Annotated in this window: 19 protein-coding genes and 2 tRNA genes; 17 read left to right on the top strand and 4 right to left on the bottom strand. The window is 70.4% G+C overall.

All coding sequences use genetic code 11. The annotated features are described in order from the left end of the window. Window positions 1-4 precede the first annotated feature (4 nt). Genes yidD through rpmH form a run of 3 tightly spaced genes read right to left on the bottom strand, consistent with a single transcriptional unit; the run spans window position 5 to window position 787 of the window. The gene (yidD, locus tag ER308_RS22790) at window positions 5-265 is read right to left on the bottom strand and encodes a membrane protein insertion efficiency factor YidD (RefSeq protein WP_131154999.1); all 261 of its coding nucleotides are present in this window, start codon (window positions 263-265) and stop codon (window positions 5-7) included. Next, a complete protein-coding gene (rnpA, locus tag ER308_RS23205) occupies window positions 246-647 on the bottom strand; it encodes a ribonuclease P protein component (RefSeq protein WP_131154998.1) in 402 nt (133 codons plus the stop codon). The genes yidD and rnpA overlap by 20 nt, the downstream gene beginning before the upstream one ends. A 5-nt stretch (window positions 648-652) precedes the next feature. Further along, window positions 653-787, bottom strand: a complete 135-nt coding sequence (gene rpmH / locus ER308_RS10815) for a 50S ribosomal protein L34 (protein WP_131154997.1) — start codon at window positions 785-787, stop codon at window positions 653-655. A gap of 476 nt (window positions 788-1,263) precedes the next feature. On the opposite strand from rpmH, the gene dnaA reads away from it, so the two are divergent. The 13 genes from dnaA to ER308_RS10755 all read left to right on the top strand — a co-directional run bounded on the left by dnaA (window position 1,264) and on the right by ER308_RS10755 (window position 14,862). Continuing rightward, window positions 1,264-2,970: a chromosomal replication initiator protein DnaA gene (gene dnaA / locus ER308_RS10810; RefSeq protein WP_420826159.1), complete on the top strand. Its 1,707-nt coding sequence runs from the start codon at window positions 1,264-1,266 to the stop codon at window positions 2,968-2,970. Between the two features lie 300 nt (window positions 2,971-3,270). Beyond that, the gene (dnaN, locus tag ER308_RS10805; RefSeq protein WP_131154995.1) at window positions 3,271-4,398 is read left to right on the top strand and encodes a DNA polymerase III subunit beta; all 1,128 of its coding nucleotides are present in this window, start codon (window positions 3,271-3,273) and stop codon (window positions 4,396-4,398) included. Between the two features lie 5 nt (window positions 4,399-4,403). Then, on the top strand, window positions 4,404-5,609 hold the full coding sequence (recF, locus tag ER308_RS10800) for a DNA replication/repair protein RecF (protein WP_131154994.1): 1,206 nt from the start codon (window positions 4,404-4,406) through the stop codon (window positions 5,607-5,609). Beyond that, a complete protein-coding gene (locus ER308_RS10795) occupies window positions 5,606-6,007 on the top strand; it encodes a DciA family protein (RefSeq protein ID WP_165491993.1) in 402 nt (133 codons plus the stop codon). The genes recF and ER308_RS10795 overlap by 4 nt, the downstream gene beginning before the upstream one ends. A gap of 279 nt (window positions 6,008-6,286) precedes the next feature. Continuing rightward, window positions 6,287-8,314, top strand: a complete 2,028-nt coding sequence (gene gyrB, locus ER308_RS10790) for a DNA topoisomerase (ATP-hydrolyzing) subunit B (protein WP_131154992.1) — start codon at window positions 6,287-6,289, stop codon at window positions 8,312-8,314. An 87-nt stretch (window positions 8,315-8,401) separates the two neighbouring features. Then, on the top strand, window positions 8,402-10,960 hold the full coding sequence (gene gyrA, locus ER308_RS10785; RefSeq protein WP_240732032.1) for a DNA gyrase subunit A: 2,559 nt from the start codon (window positions 8,402-8,404) through the stop codon (window positions 10,958-10,960). A 20-nt stretch (window positions 10,961-10,980) separates the two neighbouring features. After that, a complete protein-coding gene (locus ER308_RS10780) occupies window positions 10,981-11,415 on the top strand; it encodes a DUF3566 domain-containing protein (protein WP_131154991.1) in 435 nt (144 codons plus the stop codon). 91 nt (window positions 11,416-11,506) lie between these two features. Next, a tRNA-Ile gene (locus ER308_RS10775) sits at window positions 11,507-11,580 on the top strand. Window positions 11,581-11,645: 65 nt separating this feature from the next. After that, window positions 11,646-11,780 (top strand): DLW-39 family protein, encoded by a 135-nt coding sequence (locus ER308_RS22385; protein ID WP_240732031.1) that lies wholly within the window; start codon window positions 11,646-11,648, stop codon window positions 11,778-11,780. A gap of 46 nt (window positions 11,781-11,826) precedes the next feature. Then, window positions 11,827-11,902 (top strand) — tRNA-Ala (locus ER308_RS10770). A gap of 300 nt (window positions 11,903-12,202) precedes the next feature. Then, window positions 12,203-13,084 carry a hypothetical protein gene (locus ER308_RS10765; protein WP_131154990.1) on the top strand — a complete coding sequence of 294 codons (882 nt, stop codon included), beginning with the start codon at window positions 12,203-12,205 and terminating at the stop codon, window positions 13,082-13,084. Between the two features lie 238 nt (window positions 13,085-13,322). Continuing rightward, complete coding sequence (locus tag ER308_RS10760; protein ID WP_131154989.1) at window positions 13,323-14,513, top strand: thiolase family protein; 1,191 nt, start codon at window positions 13,323-13,325, stop codon at window positions 14,511-14,513. A gap of 4 nt (window positions 14,514-14,517) precedes the next feature. Beyond that, window positions 14,518-14,862: a hypothetical protein gene (locus tag ER308_RS10755; RefSeq protein ID WP_131154988.1), complete on the top strand. Its 345-nt coding sequence runs from the start codon at window positions 14,518-14,520 to the stop codon at window positions 14,860-14,862. Between the two features lie 360 nt (window positions 14,863-15,222). Here ER308_RS10755 and ER308_RS10750 read toward each other — a convergent pair whose 3' ends face one another. Further along, entirely contained in the window at window positions 15,223-15,447 is a 225-nt protein-coding gene (locus ER308_RS10750; protein WP_131154987.1) for a cell division protein CrgA, read from the bottom strand. A gap of 179 nt (window positions 15,448-15,626) precedes the next feature. Between ER308_RS10750 and ER308_RS10745 the strand changes: the two genes are divergently transcribed. Genes ER308_RS10745 through ER308_RS10735 form a run of 4 tightly spaced genes read left to right on the top strand, consistent with a single transcriptional unit; the run spans window position 15,627 to window position 18,558 of the window. Then, window positions 15,627-16,421: a sortase gene (locus ER308_RS10745; RefSeq protein ID WP_131154986.1), complete on the top strand. Its 795-nt coding sequence runs from the start codon at window positions 15,627-15,629 to the stop codon at window positions 16,419-16,421. Next, entirely contained in the window at window positions 16,418-16,573 is a 156-nt protein-coding gene (locus tag ER308_RS21555) for a hypothetical protein (RefSeq protein WP_165491992.1), read from the top strand. Before ER308_RS10745 ends, ER308_RS21555 begins: the two co-directional genes overlap by 4 nt. Before the next feature lie 50 nt (window positions 16,574-16,623). Continuing rightward, on the top strand, window positions 16,624-17,946 hold the full coding sequence (locus tag ER308_RS10740) for an AMP-binding protein (protein ID WP_165491991.1): 1,323 nt from the start codon (window positions 16,624-16,626) through the stop codon (window positions 17,944-17,946). Window positions 17,947-17,955: 9 nt separating this feature from the next. Further along, window positions 17,956-18,558, top strand: coding sequence for an anthranilate synthase component II (locus tag ER308_RS10735; protein WP_131154984.1), 603 nt, complete (start codon window positions 17,956-17,958; stop codon window positions 18,556-18,558). Window positions 18,559-18,575: the final 17 nt, after the last annotated feature.

The raw sequence follows: 18,575 nt of genomic DNA, 5'->3' as shown, positions 1-18,575 counted from the left end.
GCGGCTACCGGCGAGGTGGGACGTGGTCGATGCCGCCGGGATGGAAAGGGTGACACCGCGCCAAGCGACGCGCGACCAGGCTCGAACCGCGCCGGGCACCGTGCGTGGCCAGCGCCTCCATCGCGTAGTCCGAACAGGTGGGCGCGAATCGACAGCGTGGCATGCCCCGCGGGATCAACTGGTAGACGCGCACCACGCCACGCAGTACGCGAGCGGGAGCCGACGGGCGCGGGCGCCCAAGCTCGTCAATCGTCTGGTGCGCCATCTCGTCCGCCTGGCAAGAGCGCAGCCAACTCGCTGCACAGTCCCTTGAAGGGTGCCGTCACCGCACGGGGTCGCGCGACCACCACCACGTCGTGCCCGGGTTCCACCCCGACCTCGCGCAGCCCGGCCCGCAGTCGTCGTTTCGCTCGGTTGCGATCCACCGCTCGCCCCACTCTGCGGCCCGCCACCACCGTGGCACGCGGAGGTGCACTGTCACCCCGGTCGTGTCCATGAACGACCATGTAGCGCCCGGTTCGCCGCTGCCGACGTGCAAGAACCGCACGAACCTCGCCGCTCCGGCGGAGGCGTGCGGGCGCGTGGCGCGCCCGAGCCCCGATCACTGCCCCCGCCCCGGCACCTTGGCCGGCCTCCCCCGCAGTCATGGCGCCTACGCCGTCAGGCGCTGGCGACCCTTGGCCCGCCGGCGACGGATCGTATCTCGGCCCTCGCGGGTCCGCATACGGGCGCGGAATCCGTGGCGCCGCTTGCGACGGCGGACCTTCGGCTGATACGTGCGTTTCATGGTTAGCTCGCTTCAAGACGGGCAACGGCGCGGATCGACCGGTGCCGCAACCCCGGAGCCTACCGGTCGACCCATGTGGACTTCGGTGGCGCTGGTTGATCAAAGGGCGCGCGCACCAAGCAGCCATCGTACGCACCCGCGGGCGGGACCGTCAACCTGCACGGACTCCGAGGGTCGAAAGAGCCAGGCCACACGATCCCCAACCGAATGCCCTCAACCGGTTGCGCCCGCTCGAAGCGCCTTCCTATACTCCGCCTTCCTGCGCAGGTCCCGGTCGCTCGGTCACGGTTCGGTCACGACGCAACGATCGAGCACGCCGGCGGGATCCACGCCTCGTGCGTGATGCAGCTTGCTGCGTCCCGACGGTGCTCCGAGCGACGATCCGGGCTGGGGCCCGGTGGTGCCCGCTTCCCTGGTGCCACGGCGGTACGGAGCCGCCGCACACCGGTGCACCGGTAGCGACGAGACCACCGCGAATGAGGAGCGCCCTTCCACATGTGTGGATCAGCTTGTGGACAACCTTCTCGCGTTGCTGGCCTCCAACACCGCCTCCCTCGCCACCACACCGGTCGCCGGATCGTCGGTGGCACCCTCGCGATCCGTCTCGACCGCCTCCCACTCCGCACACCTCACCCGCACGCAACCCACCGAGCCCTCGGGGCTCGCGTTCGACCGCCCGCCCCCCTGCACGCGGCGCGCTCCGCGGCCGGACGAGAGGACCGTCAATGTCTGATGCTGCCGTGATCGACCTCGCTGACCTGTGGCGCCGTTCGCTGGAGCATCTCCAGCACGAGCTGACCGGCGCCGCCCAGCGCACCTGGCTCGCCGAGACCGAGCCCGTGGGCTTCAGCCACGGCACGGTCTACCTCGCCGCTCCGCATCCCTTCGCCCGGGAGCAACTCGACCTGCGGTACGGCGACACGCTGCGCTCCGCGCTGTCGCACGCGGCCGGTGAGTCGGTCGAGGTCGTCATCACGGTGCGCGCCGCTCCCGCACCCGAGGCGTCCCAGTCGCCAGACGCCAGCGCCCCGTCGGACGCCGATCGCTCCCCGGCCGACGGCCCCGCCCTGGAACCCAGGGCCGCGCGGTCCGAGCAGGGGAGCGAACCCGGTCCGGAGGCGTTCCCCTCTCAACAGACGGCCGGTCCGCCCCTCAACGACAAGTACACGTTCGACCGCTTCGTGATCGGGGCCAGCAATCGCTTCGCCCACGCGGCGGCCTTCGCGGTCGCGGAAGCTCCCGCCAAGGCCTACAACCCCCTGTTCGTCTACGGCGGGGCCGGCCTGGGCAAGACGCACCTGCTCCAGGCCGTGGGGCACTACGCGGTCAACCTCTATCCCCGCCTGCGGGTGCGCTACGTCACGAGCGAACAGTTCACGAACGAGTTCATCGACGCGATCTCCAACGGCCGCCAAGTGCCCTTCCAGCGGCGGTACCGCGACGTCGAGGTCCTCCTCATCGACGACGTGCAGTTCCTCGCGACGCGGGAACGGACCCAGGAGGAGTTCTTCCACACGTTCAACGCCCTACACAACGCGGAGAAGCAGATCGTCATCTCCTCGGACCGCCCGCCCAAGCAGATGGGCCAGCTCGAGGAACGGCTGCGCACCCGCTTCGAGTGGGGGTTGATCACCGACATCCAGCCCCCCGACCTCGAGACGCGCCTGGCGATCCTTCGCAAGAAGTCGGCCCAGGAGCACCTCCACGTGCCCCCCGAGGTCCTCGAGCTCATCGCGAACCGGATCAGTTCGAACATCCGCGAGCTCGAGGGGGCGCTCATCCGCGTGACCGCCTTCGCATCCCTGCAGGGGACCGAACCCACGCTCGGTCTCGCTCAGACCGTGCTGAAGGATCTCTTCCCGGAGACCAGCACCAACGAGGTGAGCGTCAGCCTGATCATGTCCGAGACCGCGCGCTACTTCGGCATGACCGTCGAGGAGCTCTGCTCCAGCAGCCGCACCCGCCAGCTGGTCAACGCCCGCCAGGTGGCCATGTACCTCGCGCGTGAGCTCACCGACCTCTCGCTGCCCAAGATCGGTGACGCCTTCGGCGGACGCGACCACTCCACCGTCATGCACGCCAACCGCAAGGTCGCCGGGCTGATGAAGGAGCGGCACGCGCTCTACGATCAGGTCCAGGAGCTCACCAGCCGCATCAAGACCAGCGCGCAGTCGGCGGGATAGCTGTGGACATTCGGGGGACGAACGGCGGACGACGGGTGGACAGCTGTGGGGACACTGCCCATCCAGCAAGAATCACAAGGTTGTCATGGGAACTCCACCGGGTCGAGCCCACAGGAGGCCCACAAACTTGCCCGCAGCGTTTCCACAAGCCACCATCCCTCTACGCTGCACAAACGACCGTTATCCGCAGGAAGATCGGACCCCGACGACGGCGTCGGTCTTATGTATTCCTCCAAAGAGTAGAGACCGGTCCGGTGCCGAGCGGTGGACAACCATCCCGGCCCCACCCAGGGAGGCCCCATGAAGTTTCGAGCCGAGCGAGCCGAGTTCGCCGAGGCATCCAGCTGGGCACTGCGCACCGTCGGCGCACGCGCGACGCTGCCCGCCTTGTCCGGGGTGCGTCTGGAGGTGACCGGCGACCGCTTGCAGTTCGCCTCGACCGACCTCGAGATCTCCAGCGAGTTGTCGATCCCGGTGCAGGCCGAACGGGAGGGGGTTGCCCTCGTCCCGGGACGGCTTCTCGGGGACGTCGTGCGCACGTTGCCGCATGCCGCAGTCAGCGCCGAGGTCGATTCCGACCGCTTGCGGCTCGAATGCGGTCGCGCCAGGTTCGAGCTGCGCCTCATGCCCGTCGAGGACTACCCCCCGCTCGCCGCACCGAGCGAGGACGTCACCCCTGCGGTGATGAAGGCCGACGACTTCGCCGCCATGGTCAGCCAGGTCGCGCGGGCGGCGAGCAGCGACGATGCGCGGCCGGTGCTCACCGGCGTGTACCTCGAGGCGAGCGACGGGACAATCATCGCCGCGGCCACGGACTCGTATCGGCTGGCGGTTCGCACGTTGCCCTGGGAGGAAGCGACCGACGGCACCGTGCTGGTCCCCCGGCGCGCGCTTGAGGAGGCCCGACGCAGCGCGGAGAGCTTGGGAGGCGAGGTGCGCGTCATCGTCGAGCCGTCGCAAGTGACGTTCTCGCTGGGCGATCGACGGCTGACGACCCGCCTCATCGAGGGCAAGTTCCCGGACTACCGGCAGTTGCTGCCCGAAGGATTCGATCGGCGGTTGTTGGTTGATCGCGCCGCCTTGACCGAGGTCGTGCGACGTGTCGCCGTGGTCGGGGACGCGAACACCACGGCCACCCCCGTGCAACTGCACTTGAGTGAGGACACCGTGCGGGTCACCGCGGGGTCCGGCGAGGTCGGCGAGGCCGAGGAGTCGTTGTCCGGAGAGCTCGAAGGGGAGCCGTTGCAGATCGCCTTCAACCCGCGGTACTTGACCGACGGGCTCGACGCGTTCCGGTCCGATCGGGTTCAGTTGGAGTTCCGGGACGAGCTCAAGCCCGCGGTCCTCCGGCCCGCCGGTGAGGACCAGGACGACGACGACAGCCGCGACGGGGATCTGCTGTACCTGCTGATGCCCGTGCGGGTGTAGTCCCGGTGGCGCGGCTTTCCTGGCTGCATCTCTCCGACTTCCGCAACTACGAGCAGGCGGAGGCTTCCTTCGAGCAGGGGCCGTCCGTGCTCGTCGGCCCGAACGCCCAGGGCAAGACGAACCTCCTCGAGGCGGTCCATTACCTGGCCACGGGCGGAAGCCACCGGGTGAGCAACGACGGGCCGCTGGTTCGGGAAGGCGCTTCCGCGGCCGTGATCCGCGCGCGCGTGGTCGGCGACGATGCGAGGGAGCGAACCGTCGAGCTCGAGCTGCGGCCACGGGGCCGCAATCGGGTCCAGGTCGACGGTCAGGGCCAACCCCGGGTGCGCGACGCGGTCGGGGTCGTCCGAGCGGTGTTGTTCGCTCCCGAGGACCTCTCGTTCGTGCGAGGGGACCCTTCCGACCGTCGGCGCTTCTTGGACGACCTGCTCGCTCAACGGCGTCCCGCGTACCTCGCGGCTCGCCAGGACTTCGAGCGCTCCCTGCGGCAGCGCAACGCACTCCTCAAGGACAGCCGCCGCCGCGGTGCGGGGCTGGACCCCTCGTTCGATGCGTGGACGGACGCGCTCGCCCGATCCGCCTCCGCGCTCCTCGCTGCGCGCATCGCGGTGGTGCACGCGCTCGCCCGCCCGACCGCCGAGGCCTATCGCGCCCTGGTCGCTCCCGACGACCCGGCCGACGATGCCCCGGTGGACGCGGCGAGTGAGATCACGCTCGAGTACGAGCTGTCCACGGGTCGGCGAATCACGGGGGTCCCCGAGGCGGGTGTCCCCGATCCCAGCGAGCTCGCGGACGAGCTCGCCCAGGGACTCGCAGCTCGCGTCGAGGAGGAACGGGAGCGAGGCACGACCCTGGCTGGCCCCCACCGGGACGAGTTGCGCCTCGCGGTCGGGGACCTCCCGGCGAAGGGCTACGCGAGTCACGGGGAGGCGTGGTCCCTCGCTCTCGCACTCCGGCTCGCGAGCCACGAGGTGCTCCGCGAGATCGGTGATGAGCCGGTGGTGCTCCTCGACGACGTGTTCGCCGAACTCGACGCGTTACGGCGCGCGCGGCTGGCAGCCCGCTGCCACACCTTCGGCCAGGTGCTCATCACCGCTGCCGTGGACGAGGACGTGCCCGTCTCGGGGCCGAGGTTCCGGGTCCGGGGTGGCACGGTGCAGGCTCCCGACGGCGCCGCCGCTCCCTCGACGGTGAACCGGGAGGCCGGGTGAGCACCGGCGACCGGCCTCGCCGCCATCGGGACCATCTCGGGCGTGACCGGCTCGGCGACGACGCCGATCCGGAGGCGGGTCGCCGCCGGCTCCCGGGGGCATTGGCGGACGCCCTGGAGCAGGTGGTGCGCGACCACGGTTGGAGCGAGCGTCTCCAGGGCGCGCGCGTGCACGACGTGTGGGAGACCACGGTGGGTGGCGATCTCGCGCGCCACGTGCAGCCGTTGCGGTTGCACGGCGGCGTGCTCGTGCTGCAGGCGGACTCGGCCGTCTGGGCCACGCAAGTGCGCTATCTCACCGGCGATCTCACCCAGCGACTGAACACGGCATTGGGCGCTGAGCTGGTCACCAAGGTGCACGTCACCGTCCTCGGGGACGAGCGGTCGCGCCGCCGATGACCGATTCGTGACGTTCCGGCGTATCGGGCAGGTCACCCCAGTGCATCGCGTAGCTCCTTGACCTGCACAAACGCGCTGTGGAGCCACGAGCCGGCCGAAGTGACGCTGTGGTAGTCTGGTGGGGTGGCCAGGGTCGCTGCGATTCCCGCGCCCTGGGAACGGCCGCGCAGCCCTACCGCGCGCGGCTGCCACCCTTTCCCACCCGGTCGAGCGGCGCGCGCGCCGCCTGCCCACCGGCCCCTGCCGGTGCGATGCCCACCGAGAGGAGCACGCTGACCCTTGAGCGCAAGCGAGTACGGCGCCAGCGACATCACCGTCCTCGAAGGCCTCGAGGCGGTTCGTCTGCGACCCGGCATGTACATCGGCTCCACCGGATCGCGTGGGTTGCACCACCTGATCTACGAGGTCGTCGACAACTCCGTCGACGAGGCCATGGCCGGCCGCTGTTCGCGGATCGAGATCCGCCTGCTCGCCGACGGCGGTGCGCGTGTGTCCGACGACGGGCGCGGCATCCCCGTCGAGGAGCACAGCCAGGGCCGGTCGGCGCTCGAGGTGGTCCTGACGGTGCTGCACGCCGGGGGAAAGTTCGACAACAAGTCGTACGCGGTGTCCGGGGGCCTGCACGGGGTCGGGGTCTCGGTGGTCAACGCTCTGTCCTCCGAGCTGCTCGCGGAGGTGTACCGCGACGACCGGGCGTACCGGCAGACCTACCGCCAGGGGCTGCCCGCCGGTCCGATCGAGGACATGGGCCCCACGCCGGCCCGCGAGGACGGAGTCACCCTCACGGGGACCACGATCACGTTCTGGCCGGACCCCGAGATCTTCGAGTCGACCGAGTTCCACTGGGACACGATCACCACACGGTTCCGCGAGACCGCGTTCCTGACCGCGGGGCTCGAGATCCACATCGTCGACGAGCGGCCGCGTGAGCCCGACCCCGATGGCACCACGGGTGAGCTCGAGGCCGGGGAATCCGTCCCCGAGCCCCGCGAGCTGACGTACCGGTACGACGGGGGCCTTCGGGACTTCGTGGCCCACCTCAACGCCTCCCGGGAAGCGCTGCACCCCGAGATCGTGCACTTCTCCAACGCCGAGGAGTCGGAGCGGGGGCCTCAGGAGGTCGAGATCGCGCTGCAGTGGAACACGAGCTACAACGACTCGATCCACACGTTCGCGAACACGATCAACACGCAGGAGGGTGGCACGCACGAGGAGGGCTTCAAGAAGGCGCTCACGAGCGTGGTCAACCGCCAGGCCCGCGACCTGGGGATCATCGGCAACAAGGGCAAGGAGAAGGACCTCACGCTCACCGGCGAGGACATCCGCGAAGGACTGACCGCGATCATCTCGGTCAAGCTCTCCGACCCGCAGTTCGAAGGGCAGACGAAGACCAAACTCGGCAACACCGAGGTTCGAAGCTTCGTCGAGCGCACCTCGCACGAGCGCCTGCGCGACTGGTTCGCCGAGCACCCGAACGAGGCCCGCGCGATCGTGAACAAGGCGGTCCAGGGCGCTCGCGCCCGCCTCGCCGCCCGCCAGGCCCGCGAGCTCACCCGCCGGCGAGGCTTCCTCGACTCGGCCGGGTTGCCCGGCAAGCTCGCGGACTGCCAGCTCTCGGATCCCGAGGCCACCGAGCTGTTCGTCGTCGAGGGCGACAGCGCCGGGGGTTCGAGCAAGATGGCGCGTGATCGCGCGACCCAGGCGATCCTGCCGATCCGCGGGAAGATCCTGAACGTCGAGAAGGCGCGCCTCGGCAAGATCCTCGAGAACAAGGAGATCCAGGCGCTCATCACGGCGATCGGCACCGGCATCGGTGAGGACTTCGATCTTGCCAAGGCGCGCTATCACAAGATCGTGATGCTGATGGACGCCGACGTCGACGGTGCCCACATCCGCACGCTCGTGCTGACCTTCCTGTTCCGCCACATGCGCGAGCTCATCGACGCCGGCTACGTCTACATCGCGCAGCCGCCGCTCTACCAGATCCAGCCCAAGGGCGCGAAGTCCAAGGACAAGGTCCGGTACGCGTTCAGCGACGCGGAGCGCGATCGGGTGATCGCCGAGATGCGCAACGGCGACGGCAGCCGCCAGATCCAGGTCGCCCGCTTCAAGGGGCTCGGCGAGATGGAGCCCGAGGAGCTGTGGGAGACGACCATGGATCCGTCATCGCGGATCATGCTGCAGGTCGGCATGGAGGACGCCGCCGTCGCGGATGCGCTGTTCTCGACCCTGATGGGCGACGACGTCGAGGCGCGCCGGGAGTTCATCATCCAGAACGCCAAGGACGTGCGGTTCCTCGACGTCTAGGGGGGCTCGGTCGACGACCGCCACGGTCGTCGCCGCGCGCTCCGCTGCCGTCAGTGACCGCTTCCTTCTCGACCGGGACGTGAGACCGTGAGCGACGAACATCCCCCCACCGACGACGAGCCGACCCCGCCCCCCGACGGGGCGGAGCCGGTGACCGCGAGCCCGGCCACGGCCGAGTCCGCGGGTGACGGCGTGGCGTTACACGTGGAACCGGTCGAGATCGAGGACGAGCTCAGCCGCTCGTACCTCGACTACGCGATGAGCGTCATCGTCGGGCGTGCGCTCCCGAGCGTGCGTGACGGCCTCAAGCCCGTGCATCGACGCATCCTCTACTCGATGTACGAGGGCGGGCTGCGCGCGGGCACGCAGCATCGCAAGGCCGCGTCGGCGGTCGGCGACGTGATGAAGAAGTACCACCCCCACGGGGACTCGGCGATCTACGACGCGCTCGTGCGCATGGGACAGCCCTGGGCGATCCGCTACCCCCTGATCGACGGGCACGGGAACTTCGGCTCGATCGACGGCGATCCCCCCGCGGCGATGCGCTACACGGAGGCACGGCTCGCGCCGATCGCGATGGAGCTCCTGCGCGACATCGACGAGGAGACCGTCGACTTCATCGACAACTACGACGGGGAGGAGGAGGAACCGGTCGTCCTGCCGAGCCGGTTCCCGAACCTGCTCGTCAACGGCTCGGCGGGCATCGCGGTCGGCATGGCGACGAACACGCCGCCGCACAACCTGGGTGAGGTGGTCGATGCGGTCATCGCCCAGCTCGACGACCCGGAGATCGACCTGGATGGGCTCATGCAGTACGTGTCCGGGCCCGACTTCCCGACCGGTGCCTACATCCTCGGCACCGCCGGGATCCGCCAGGCCTACGAGACCGGCCGCGGCACGATCCGGATGCGCGCGGTGACCGAGATCGAGGAGGACGGCCCGAACGCCAAGAACCCGGGCACACGGATCGTCGTGACGGAGCTGCCCTACCAGGTCAACAAGGCCAACCTCGCGATGAAGATCGCCGACCTGGTGCGGGACAAGCGCATTCCCGGCATCCGTGACCTGCGCGACGAGTCCAAGCGCGACATCCGGCTGGTCATCGAGTTGAAGCGCGACGCCAACCCGCAGGTGGTACTGAACCAGCTCTTCAAGATGACCCAGCTGCAGGAGAGCTTCGGGGTCATCAACCTCGCGCTGGTCGACGACGTGCCGCGGACGCTGTCGCTGAAGGACACGATCCAGGCCTACATCGATCACCAGCTCGAGATCATCCGCCGGCGCACCGAGTACCGACTGCGCAAGGCCGAGGAGCGGGCGCACGTCCTCGAGGGCCTCATGGTCGCCCTCGACAACCTCGACGACGTGATCGAGCTGATCCGCAACGCGGCCAGCGCCGATGCCGCCCTCACCCAGTTGCAGGAGACCTACGAGCTCAGCGAGGTGCAGGCGCGCGCGATCCTCGACATGCAGCTGCGGCGACTCGCCCAACTGGAACGCCAGCGGATCATCGACGAGTACGAGGAGCTGCAGGCGCGCATCGCCGACCTGCGCGACATCCTCGCGCGCCCCGAGCGAATCAAGGAGATCATCCGCACCGAGCTCGGCGAGATCCGGAGCGACTACGCCGACCCCCGGCGCACGCGCATCGTGCCCGGGGGCGGGGACCTCGACGACGAGGATCTCGTGCCGGTCGAGGAGGTCGTCGTCACCCTCACCGATGTGGGCTACGTCAAGCGGACCCGAGCCAGCGAGTACCGCACTCAGCGTCGCGGGGGCAAGGGTGTGGCGGGCACGAGCCTCAAAGCCGACGACATCGTCAGCGACGTGCTCATCACCTCGACGCACAACTGGCTGCTGTTCTTCACCAGCCAGGGACGCGTCTACCGGGTGAAGACGTGGCGGATCCCCGAGAAGTCCCGGACCGCGCGGGGGACGCACGTCGCGAACGTCGAGGGCCTCGCGCTCGAGCCCGGGGAGGAGATCGCCCGGGTGGTCGATCTTCCGGAACTGTCCACCCAGGACGAGCGCTACCTCGTCTTCACCACGCGTCAAGGGATGGTGAAGCGCACGCGGCTCGCGGAGTACGATTCCCCGCGGCAGGTACTGATCGCCATCAACCTGCGTGAGGGGGACGAGCTCGTCGGGGTGCAGGTGACCGAGGGGAACGACGAACTCGTCCTGGTGTCCCGACGCGGGATGGCCATCCGGTTCCACGAGAGCGATGCGCGCCCGATGGGCCGTGACACGACCGGGGTCCGCGGCGTGGAGCTGTCGGCGAACGACGAGGTCCTCGCCCTGACGAAGGCCGTGGACGACGGGCAGTTGCTCGTCGTCACCGAGGAGGGGTACGGCAAGCGAACCCCGCTCGAGCGGTACCCGCTGCAACGCCGCGGGGGCAAGGGCGTCAAGACCGCGCAGCTGACCGACGCGCGGGGCGGCCTCGTCGGCGCACTCGTGGCAGCGTACGAGCAAGAGATCTTCATCGTGACCGATCAGGGGACGATCATCCGCATGGATGTGAAGGACATCCGGCCGACGGGGCGTGCGACCCAGGGGGTCCGCGTCATGACGCCCACCGACGGTGCGCACGTGGCGTCTGTCGCGCCGGTGGTCGAGCCCGACGAGCCCGAAGAGGGCTCCTAAGTTCCCGCCGAGGTGTCGTGATGACCGCGCAGAACCCCGGGTCGGCGACCCAACCGACCGCGCCGCAACAGCCCGTGCCACCGGCCCGCCCGCAGACGCGTCAGCCGGCGCGCAGCGGCCGCCGGGTCCTGCAGGTCCGTAAGGTGCATCCCTGGAGCGTGCTCAAGCTCTCGCTGGTGTTCTACTTCGCCTTCCTGCTCGTGGTGATGCTGGGGCTAATCGCCTTCTGGGCAGTGCTGGTCCGCATGGGCGTCATCGACACCGTCCTGGGGCTCGCCGCAGAGGTCGGGCTGCCCTTCGAGATCGACGGGGGTGCGCTGGCCAGCGGGGTGTTCCTCGTCGGACTGCTCAACGTCGTCCTCTGGAGCGGCATCAACGTCTTCGCGGCGCTGCTCTACAACCTCGTTGCCGATCTCCTGGGCGGGCTCAAGCTCACCCTCACCGACGACCGGTAGGCGGCCTGCATCGCGACCGGCTGTCCCGCCCTCGGCGGACGTCCGCGCAGTGCGCATCGCGCGGTCGCCGACTAGACTGTCGACATGATTGGGGCGATTAGCTCAGGTGGTTAGAGCGCACCCCTGATAAGGGTGAGGTCCGAGGTTCAAGTCCTCGATCGCCCACGCTCCGGCCGCTCGACCCGCCGCTACGCCGGTATGTCGGCCGGGTGTCACGGCCCGCTCCGACGGTGGAGGTTCCATTGCGCAAGCTCCTGATCCTTGCTGCCACCGCGGCCGGTGTGGCGTTCGCACTGAAGAAGCAGCGCGAACGCGAGTTGAGCGAAGCCATTTGGGAGGAGCCCACGGGACCTCCCAGCGCGTGAGCGGTCGGCGCGCGTCGCGCGCCGCCACGCGTCACTCCACCGCCAGGGGGCCGTAGCTCAGCTGGGAGAGCACCTGCCTTGCATGCAGGAGGTCGCCGGTTCGAATCCGGTCGGCTCCACCACCATCTCCGTCCTCGATCGCGCGGGGTGTCGAGCGCTGCCGAGCCCCCACATCGGGCGTTCTCCGCGCTGCGGTGGCCGTCATCGGGTCCGCGGGCCGGGACCCTGGCCCAAAGGCCTTGACACGGCTCAGTGCCGCGCAGTACATGGAATTCTCGGGGCCCGAGTCTGGGCGGGGCAGGCTCCGACGCGGAGGACGGCGGCATTCGCTGGCTCCGCGGCCCCGGACCGGTTCGGCCATTGGGCCGAGGTCCTCGGAGCGGAGGCGATGTCCTCGCGCCGCGTCGTGAGAGGAACACGTGATGAACGAACCGACCGCGGGAACGCGGTTTGGCGGTTGGCTGGGCGATCGACCCGCGTCGAAAGGCGCGGTGGCACGAGCGGTCGCGTTGGTGGTCGTGATCGTCGCGCTGGGGCTGGCGCACGTTCCACCGGCGCTGTTCCAGGGTCCAATGTTGGTCACAGCGTGGACGGTGGAGGGTCCGGAGGCGATCCATCAGCTGCACGGGCTGTTCAACGGAGTGTGGGTCGTCATGTTGTACGTGCCGCTCCTGGCGTTGCTCTACCGTCCGGCTCCCCGCCCGGCGGTGGCCGTCTTCGTGGCCGCGGTGGTCGCCGCCGGGGTGCTGAGGGTGCTGGCCAGCCCGGTGATCCTCGCGGACGCCGGGCCCGGGCCGTTGGTCGTCGCGGGCGTCCTCACGATCGCGCTGCTCGCACTGGTTCCGGGACTGCGAGGGGCGTTCCGGCCAATGGGGCGACTCGATCCGATCCTGGGCGGAATCGGCAGCGCTGGGGTGCTCTTGGCGGTGCTCTATGCGGTCCAACAGTCGGTGATCTGGCTGCAGCTGAGCGCCACCGACCCGCACACCCAGTTGGCTCACTGGACATTGATGGCCCTGACGGGGCTGCTGGCGGCGTTCGGTGTCGCACTCGGCGCGGCCAGGCTGCCCGGGGGGCGGTTGCCGTTGTGGCTGGGAGCGATGGCTGCTGCCTACCTCGGAGTGGCCTCGCTGGTCATGCCGGGACAAGCGTCGGCACTTCCGCTGTGGGCGGCGCTCGGCGTGCTCGTGCTCAGCGCCGCAGCGGTCGTGCGGTTCGAGATGCTGGCGTTCGGTGCCGCGCGCGGCGTGGCGACACCGCCCGCGCCCCAACCGCGGCCGGGTCCCGCAGTCGCCGGCGGGTAGCGCCCGGGTTGGAGCCTCCGGCCGGCCCGTGCGCGTGACACCCTCGGTACGGGCCGAGCCGGCTCCGAGTCGCGGATCGGCGGGACCGCGACGGGTGAGCCACCGACGGGGCGGACCGAGGCTGACCCCATGAGCGGCGGGTTCCCCCGGGGTGGGTTCCCGTTGATCGGCCGCGCCACGTACCCTGGTGACCCCCCGTCCCTTGGCGAGCCCGCCGAGCGCGGAGAAGGAGGCCACCATGCGGGATGCGGTCATCGTCGAGGCCCTGCGCGTTCCCACCGGTCGGCGCAAGGGCGCCCTCGTGAGCGAGCACCCCGCCGACCTGCTCGCGCAGGTCCTCGGGCAGCTGGTCGAGCGGACCGGCTTGGAGCCCGAGCGCGTCGATGACGTCATCGGCGGCTGCGTCGGCCAGGCGGGCGAGCAGTCGCTCAACGTGACCCGTCACGGGTGGCTCGGCGCGGGTCTGCCGGAGTCGGTGCCGGCGACCACGGTCGATCGGCAGTGTGGCTCGTCCCAGCAGGCCGCGCACTTCGCTGCTCAGGGCGTGCTCGCCGGCGTGTACGACATCACGATCGCCTGCGGCGTGGAGTCGATGACCCGCGTGCCGATGATGAGCAACGTCGCGGGCGCGAACCCGTACGGCGAGCAGATGAGTGCCCGCTATGACGGCGGCCTCGTCCACCAGGGCATCAGCGCCGAGATCGTGGCGCAACGTTGGGGTGTCACGCGCGAGGAGGCCGATGAGTACGCGCTGCGCTCGCACCAGCTGGCCGCGGCCGCCGCCGACGGCGGACACTTCGACGACGAGATCCTGCCGGTCAAGGTCACCGGTGCGGATGGCCAGGTCCGCGAGGTCAGGGCAGACGAGGGGATCCGTCGCGAGACCTCGCTCGAGGCCCTGGCCGAGCTCGAGCCCGCCTTCTACGAGGAGCGGGTCGCGGCTGCGCACCCCGGCCTCCCGTGGATCGTGACCGCCGGGAACGCGAGCCAGATCTCCGACGGCGCCGCGGCGGCGCTGATCATGGAGCGCGAGACCGCGGAGCGACTCGGGTTCGTGCCGCGCTGGCGCTTCCACACGTTCGCGCTCGCGGGTGTCGACCCGGTCACCATGTTGTCCGGGCCGATCCCCTCGACCCGCCGGGTCCTGGAGCGCAGCGGCCTGGACATCGACGAGATGGAGCAGATCGAGGTGAACGAGGCGTTCGCCAGCGTCGTGCTGGCGTGGCAGCGCGAGTTGGACGTCGATCCCGGGCGCGTCAACCCGCGGGGTGGCGCCATCGCGCTGGGACATCCATTGGGCGCGAGTGGCGCGCGGCTGCTCACGACCCTCTGCCATGGTCTCGAGCAGGGCGGGGGTCGCTACGGACTCCAGACGATGTGCGAGGGCGGGGGCATGGCCAACGCCACGATCATCGAACGGCTCGGCTGAGCCCATGGCCGTCCGGGGCAGGGTCGTTCTGTGGGGCGTCGTCGCGTTGGCGGCGGTGGTGGCGCTCGCGACGGACGTTCCGGCGGCCTACGTGCTCGGACCGCTGCTCGGGTTGGCGATCCTGCGGGTGGGGTTCGCCACGTTCGGGCAGCTGGGTGCCACCGTCCCGGTCGACGAGGATCCCCAGCCGGTGGACCAGGCGATGGAGAGAACCGTGTACTCCTGCCAGCCGTGCGGGGCCGAGGTGCTGCTCCTCGTGCGCGGATCGCAGAGCCCCCCGCGACACTGTGGGGAGCGCATGACCGAACATCGCGAAATACCTCGAGATGCCTCGGATCCCTCGGCGTGATCGGAACTCTGACCGTTGATCTGGACCCTGAAGCCGTACGATGTGATCCTTGTCCCCAGGTGTGGACGATCTTGGGGACGAAGCTCCCGTCGTGTGATTCAGCGCCGTGACAGGGCTTGGTGACCGCCGCACTCGTCCCCAGTTGTGGGCTTCGTTGTGGGAAACCCCAACGTTGTCACGCGAACTCCTGGGGCCTGGACGACGCCCGTGTAATGATTGCCCGTCCGCATCCACAGTTGTGGAAAGCCTTGGGGAAAACCCGTCGGAGGCGGGACCCCCGGCCGTGTCCCGCGGATGTCCCGACGGGACCGTCGCCGGCCAGCGGCGGCCGGTCGGAGGTCGCCGGTCAGGGGAGGCGTGTCAGCGGTAGTAGCTCAGCGCGATCAGCCCACCGGCCATGAGGGCGAACCCCAGCAGCAGGTCGATGCCTCCGCCCGGCAGCTCGAACACGAAGCTGACGACGATCAGCGCGACGCCCCCGAAGATGAGGCCGAGCCCCAGGCGCGGCACCCACTTCGGGCTGCGCGGGGGCTTGCGTCGTGGCGGTGGTTGCGAGCGTGTGCGGCGGGAGCGTGATTTCGGCACGGCGACCCCCTCGTACGGCGGCGTGTCGGATCACGGCGACCCGGCCTGGGGCACAATGGAGACTACCCAGCGGCGCCGGTGGCTACCGTCGCCGCGGTCGCGGATCAGCAGGCAGCCATGCCACAGACAGGAGCGGTGATGGCAACGGGTCTGGATGGCCCAGCGTACGGAGCACGACGATGACCGCGACCGCGGCCCCCGAGGCCCGCTCGGTGCCGGCTCCGCGCCACAGGAGGTCATGGCCCTTGCTCGCGTTGCGGGGCATCGGGTGGACCCTCACGATCGCCGGGGCGGTGATCCTGCTCTACGTCGTGTACGCCCTGTGGTTCACCGGTCTCGAGACCGACCGGGCCCAGACCGATCTGTTGGAGCAGTGGGAAGCCGGCGTCGGCGCCCTCGATCCAGAGGGGTCCTCGGGTACCGGCGACAGCGGCGGGGACGATGCCACGACCGACGGGGACAGCGCCGAGGAGGCTGGCGACCGCGACCCGCCGACCGTCGCTGAGGCAGGTGGGGAGGTCGAGGCGCCCGACGTCGCCGGTGGCGCCAGCGCCGTCGCGGTCATCGCGTTCGAGCGACCCGGCAGCGACGAGCCGCCGGTCCTCGACGAACCGGTCGCGGTCCTCGGTGACGTCACCGTCGCCGACCTCCGCAACGGGCCGGGGCACTATCCCAGCACCGCCGACCCCGGCGACGACAGCAACTTCGCCGTCGCCGGTCACCGTGTGACCTACAGCGCGCCCTTCCGCCGCCTCGACGAACTGCGGGAGGGCGACCGCATTCACGTGTGGGACCTCGACGGAGAGCGCCATGAGTACGAGTTCAGCGAATCACGGATCGTGCTCCCCACCGAGACGTGGGTGCTCGACGACGACCCGGTCGGCCTCGGCGCGGGCACCATCACGTTGACGACCTGCCACCCGGTGTACTCCGACCGTGAACGCCTCGTGACCTTCGGTGAGCTGGTCCCGTGAGCCGGATCGTGCGGGTGCTCGTCGGACTGCTCGTCGTGTCGGTGGCGGTCTGGGTGTTGTTCACCGTCGTGTTCCCGTGGGTCGATCGCACCTTGATCGACGACCCCGTCCTCGGGCTCGCCGGCGTCGGCGGGGCGCTGTACCGCTGGTGAGCCCCTCGGCCCGACCGACCGGTGTCCCGGCCACCTATCCGTACCCGGCGGTGCCGTTCACCCGGCTGCTCGACGACGCCGCACACGACTTCCCGAGCCACGAGGCAGTGGCGTTCCGCGGCCACACGCTGACGTACCGCGAGCTGCTGGACCAGGTGGACCGCTGCGCCGCCGGGCTCGCGGACCTGGGGATCACGCAGGGCGACCGCTTGGCCTCGCTCCTCTCGCCGAGCCCACAGGTGGTCATCGTCACCCTCGCCGCCGCGCGCCTCGGAGCGGTGCTGGTGCCATTGCCCTTCGATATCTCACCCGAACCAATCGCGCACGCCGTGACCGACACGGGGTGCCGGGCCCTCGTGTGCGAGGATCGGGCCTACGCCACCGTCGCGCAGCTCAAGGGGCGGCTGCCGACCCTCGTCCATCTGCTCGTGACCAGCCCGGTCGCCTACGCCGCCTTCCCCCGTACGTTGCGGGGCCGCTTGCCGCGGCAGGCCCGGCGTGACGGCGCTGTCGGCCTCAAGGAACTGATCCGCCGGAGCCCACCGGCCGCTCGCCAGGCACCGGTGGATCCCGCCGGCGACCTGCTGGCCGTGGTGGGCACGTGGGGCGCGGGAACGACCGCGGACCGGGTGCCGGTCAGCGCGTGGGACCGGGGGGTCGCGCTCACCCACGATGCGGCCGTGGTGGCGAGCTTCCAAGCCCGCCTGTGGATCCCCGACGTGCAGGCCGGCCGCGAACGGGTGCTGCTGGCCGCCGACCCATGGAGCGGGTTCTGGTTGTCCGGGGGCCTCGGCCTCTCGCTGCTCTCCGCCGCCCGCATGGGTTTCCCGTCCGCCGAGGCGACCCGCATCGACCGTGACGTCGGTGACCAGCAGGCAACCCTCGCCGTGGGCGGCGTGGCGCGACTGGCGGGCGACCGCGGCGACCACGACCCACCCGCGGCGGACGCGGGTCTGGGTGGCCGCGCCGAGCTCACCTCCCTGCGGGTCGCGCTGGTCGATGGGCCGGTCGCGCCCGCCGCGGTCGAGCGCGCGCACTCGCGGGGCGGGGTCCGGCTGCGCGGCGGCCTCGCCCTACCGGAGCTCGCCGGCCTCGCCATCGCCGACCCGGTGTACGGTCGCGCGCGGGCGGGTTCGTACGGGCTCCCTTTGCCCGACGTCGCCGCGCGCGTCGTCGACGAGGACGAGCGACCGGCCGCGGACGGGGCGACGGGCCGACTCGAGGTGGCCGGCCCCCAGCTGCTGCGTGGATACTGGGGCCGGCCCGAGCAGACTCGGGCGGTACTGCGGGACGGCTGGTTGCGGACGGGTCGATGGGCCGTCCGCGACGCCGAGGGGTTCCTCTGGCCGGCGCCCCCACCCGCGACCGCCTAGAATGTCGGCATGGCGCGGGTCTTTTTGATCGACAACTACGACAGCTTCACCTACAACCTCGCGCAGGAGCTCGGCGAGCTCGGCGCCGAGGTCGAGGTGGCCCGCCACGATGCGTTCGCCCTCGCCGACCTGGAGGCCGATCCGCCGGACGGCATCGTCATCTCGCCCGGTCCGGGCACCCCCGACGACGCCGGGCTCTCCAACGAGACGATCCGCGTCTTCGCCGGACGCGTGCCGCTGCTGGGCGTGTGCCTCGGACACCAGTGCATCGGGCAGGTCTACGGCGGACCGGTGGTGCGCGCGCCCGCACTCTTCCACGGCAAGACGTCCCACATCCGCCACGACGGACGCGGCGTCTTCGCCGGCCTGCCGCAACCGTTCGAGGCCACCCGCTACCACTCGCTCGTCATCGATCCGGCGACGATGCCCGACGAGCTCGAGGTGACCGCCACGACCGACGACGACAGCGGCGTGGTGATGGGACTACGGCACCGCCGCCTCGCGGTCGAGGGGGTCCAGTTCCACCCCGAGTCGATCCTGACCGGCGCGGGGATGTCCCTGCTCGGCAACTTCCTCGACAGTCTCGAGCCCTCGCCGCCGGTCCCCGCGTGACGGCCGGGTGGATGGGG

The sequence above is a fragment of the Egibacter rhizosphaerae genome, from assembly GCF_004322855.1.
GTDB classification, from domain to species: Bacteria; Actinomycetota; Nitriliruptoria; order Euzebyales; family Egibacteraceae; genus Egibacter; species Egibacter rhizosphaerae.
The sequence above is the reverse complement of the archived record's forward strand: the minus strand, read 5'-3'. Positions and strand labels throughout refer to the sequence as shown.

What these genes read in the sequence shown, in the direction of transcription:
- yidD (WP_131154999.1), bottom strand. Translation starts at nt 265, where the DNA reads ATGGCGCACCAGACGATTGACGAGCTTGGGCGCCCGCGCCCGTCGGCT.
- rnpA (WP_131154998.1), bottom strand. Translation starts at nt 647, where the DNA reads ATGACTGCGGGGGAGGCCGGCCAAGGTGCCGGGGCGGGGGCAGTGATC.
- rpmH (WP_131154997.1), bottom strand. Translation starts at nt 787, where the DNA reads ATGAAACGCACGTATCAGCCGAAGGTCCGCCGTCGCAAGCGGCGCCAC.
- dnaA (WP_420826159.1), top strand. Translation starts at nt 1,264, where the DNA reads ATGAGGAGCGCCCTTCCACATGTGTGGATCAGCTTGTGGACAACCTTC.
- dnaN (WP_131154995.1), top strand. Translation starts at nt 3,271, where the DNA reads ATGAAGTTTCGAGCCGAGCGAGCCGAGTTCGCCGAGGCATCCAGCTGG.
- ER308_RS10780 (WP_131154991.1), top strand. Translation starts at nt 10,981, where the DNA reads ATGACCGCGCAGAACCCCGGGTCGGCGACCCAACCGACCGCGCCGCAA.
- ER308_RS10765 (WP_131154990.1), top strand. Translation starts at nt 12,203, where the DNA reads ATGAACGAACCGACCGCGGGAACGCGGTTTGGCGGTTGGCTGGGCGAT.
- ER308_RS10760 (WP_131154989.1), top strand. Translation starts at nt 13,323, where the DNA reads ATGCGGGATGCGGTCATCGTCGAGGCCCTGCGCGTTCCCACCGGTCGG.
- ER308_RS10755 (WP_131154988.1), top strand. Translation starts at nt 14,518, where the DNA reads ATGGCCGTCCGGGGCAGGGTCGTTCTGTGGGGCGTCGTCGCGTTGGCG.
- ER308_RS10745 (WP_131154986.1), top strand. Translation starts at nt 15,627, where the DNA reads ATGACCGCGACCGCGGCCCCCGAGGCCCGCTCGGTGCCGGCTCCGCGC.
- ER308_RS10735 (WP_131154984.1), top strand. Translation starts at nt 17,956, where the DNA reads ATGGCGCGGGTCTTTTTGATCGACAACTACGACAGCTTCACCTACAAC.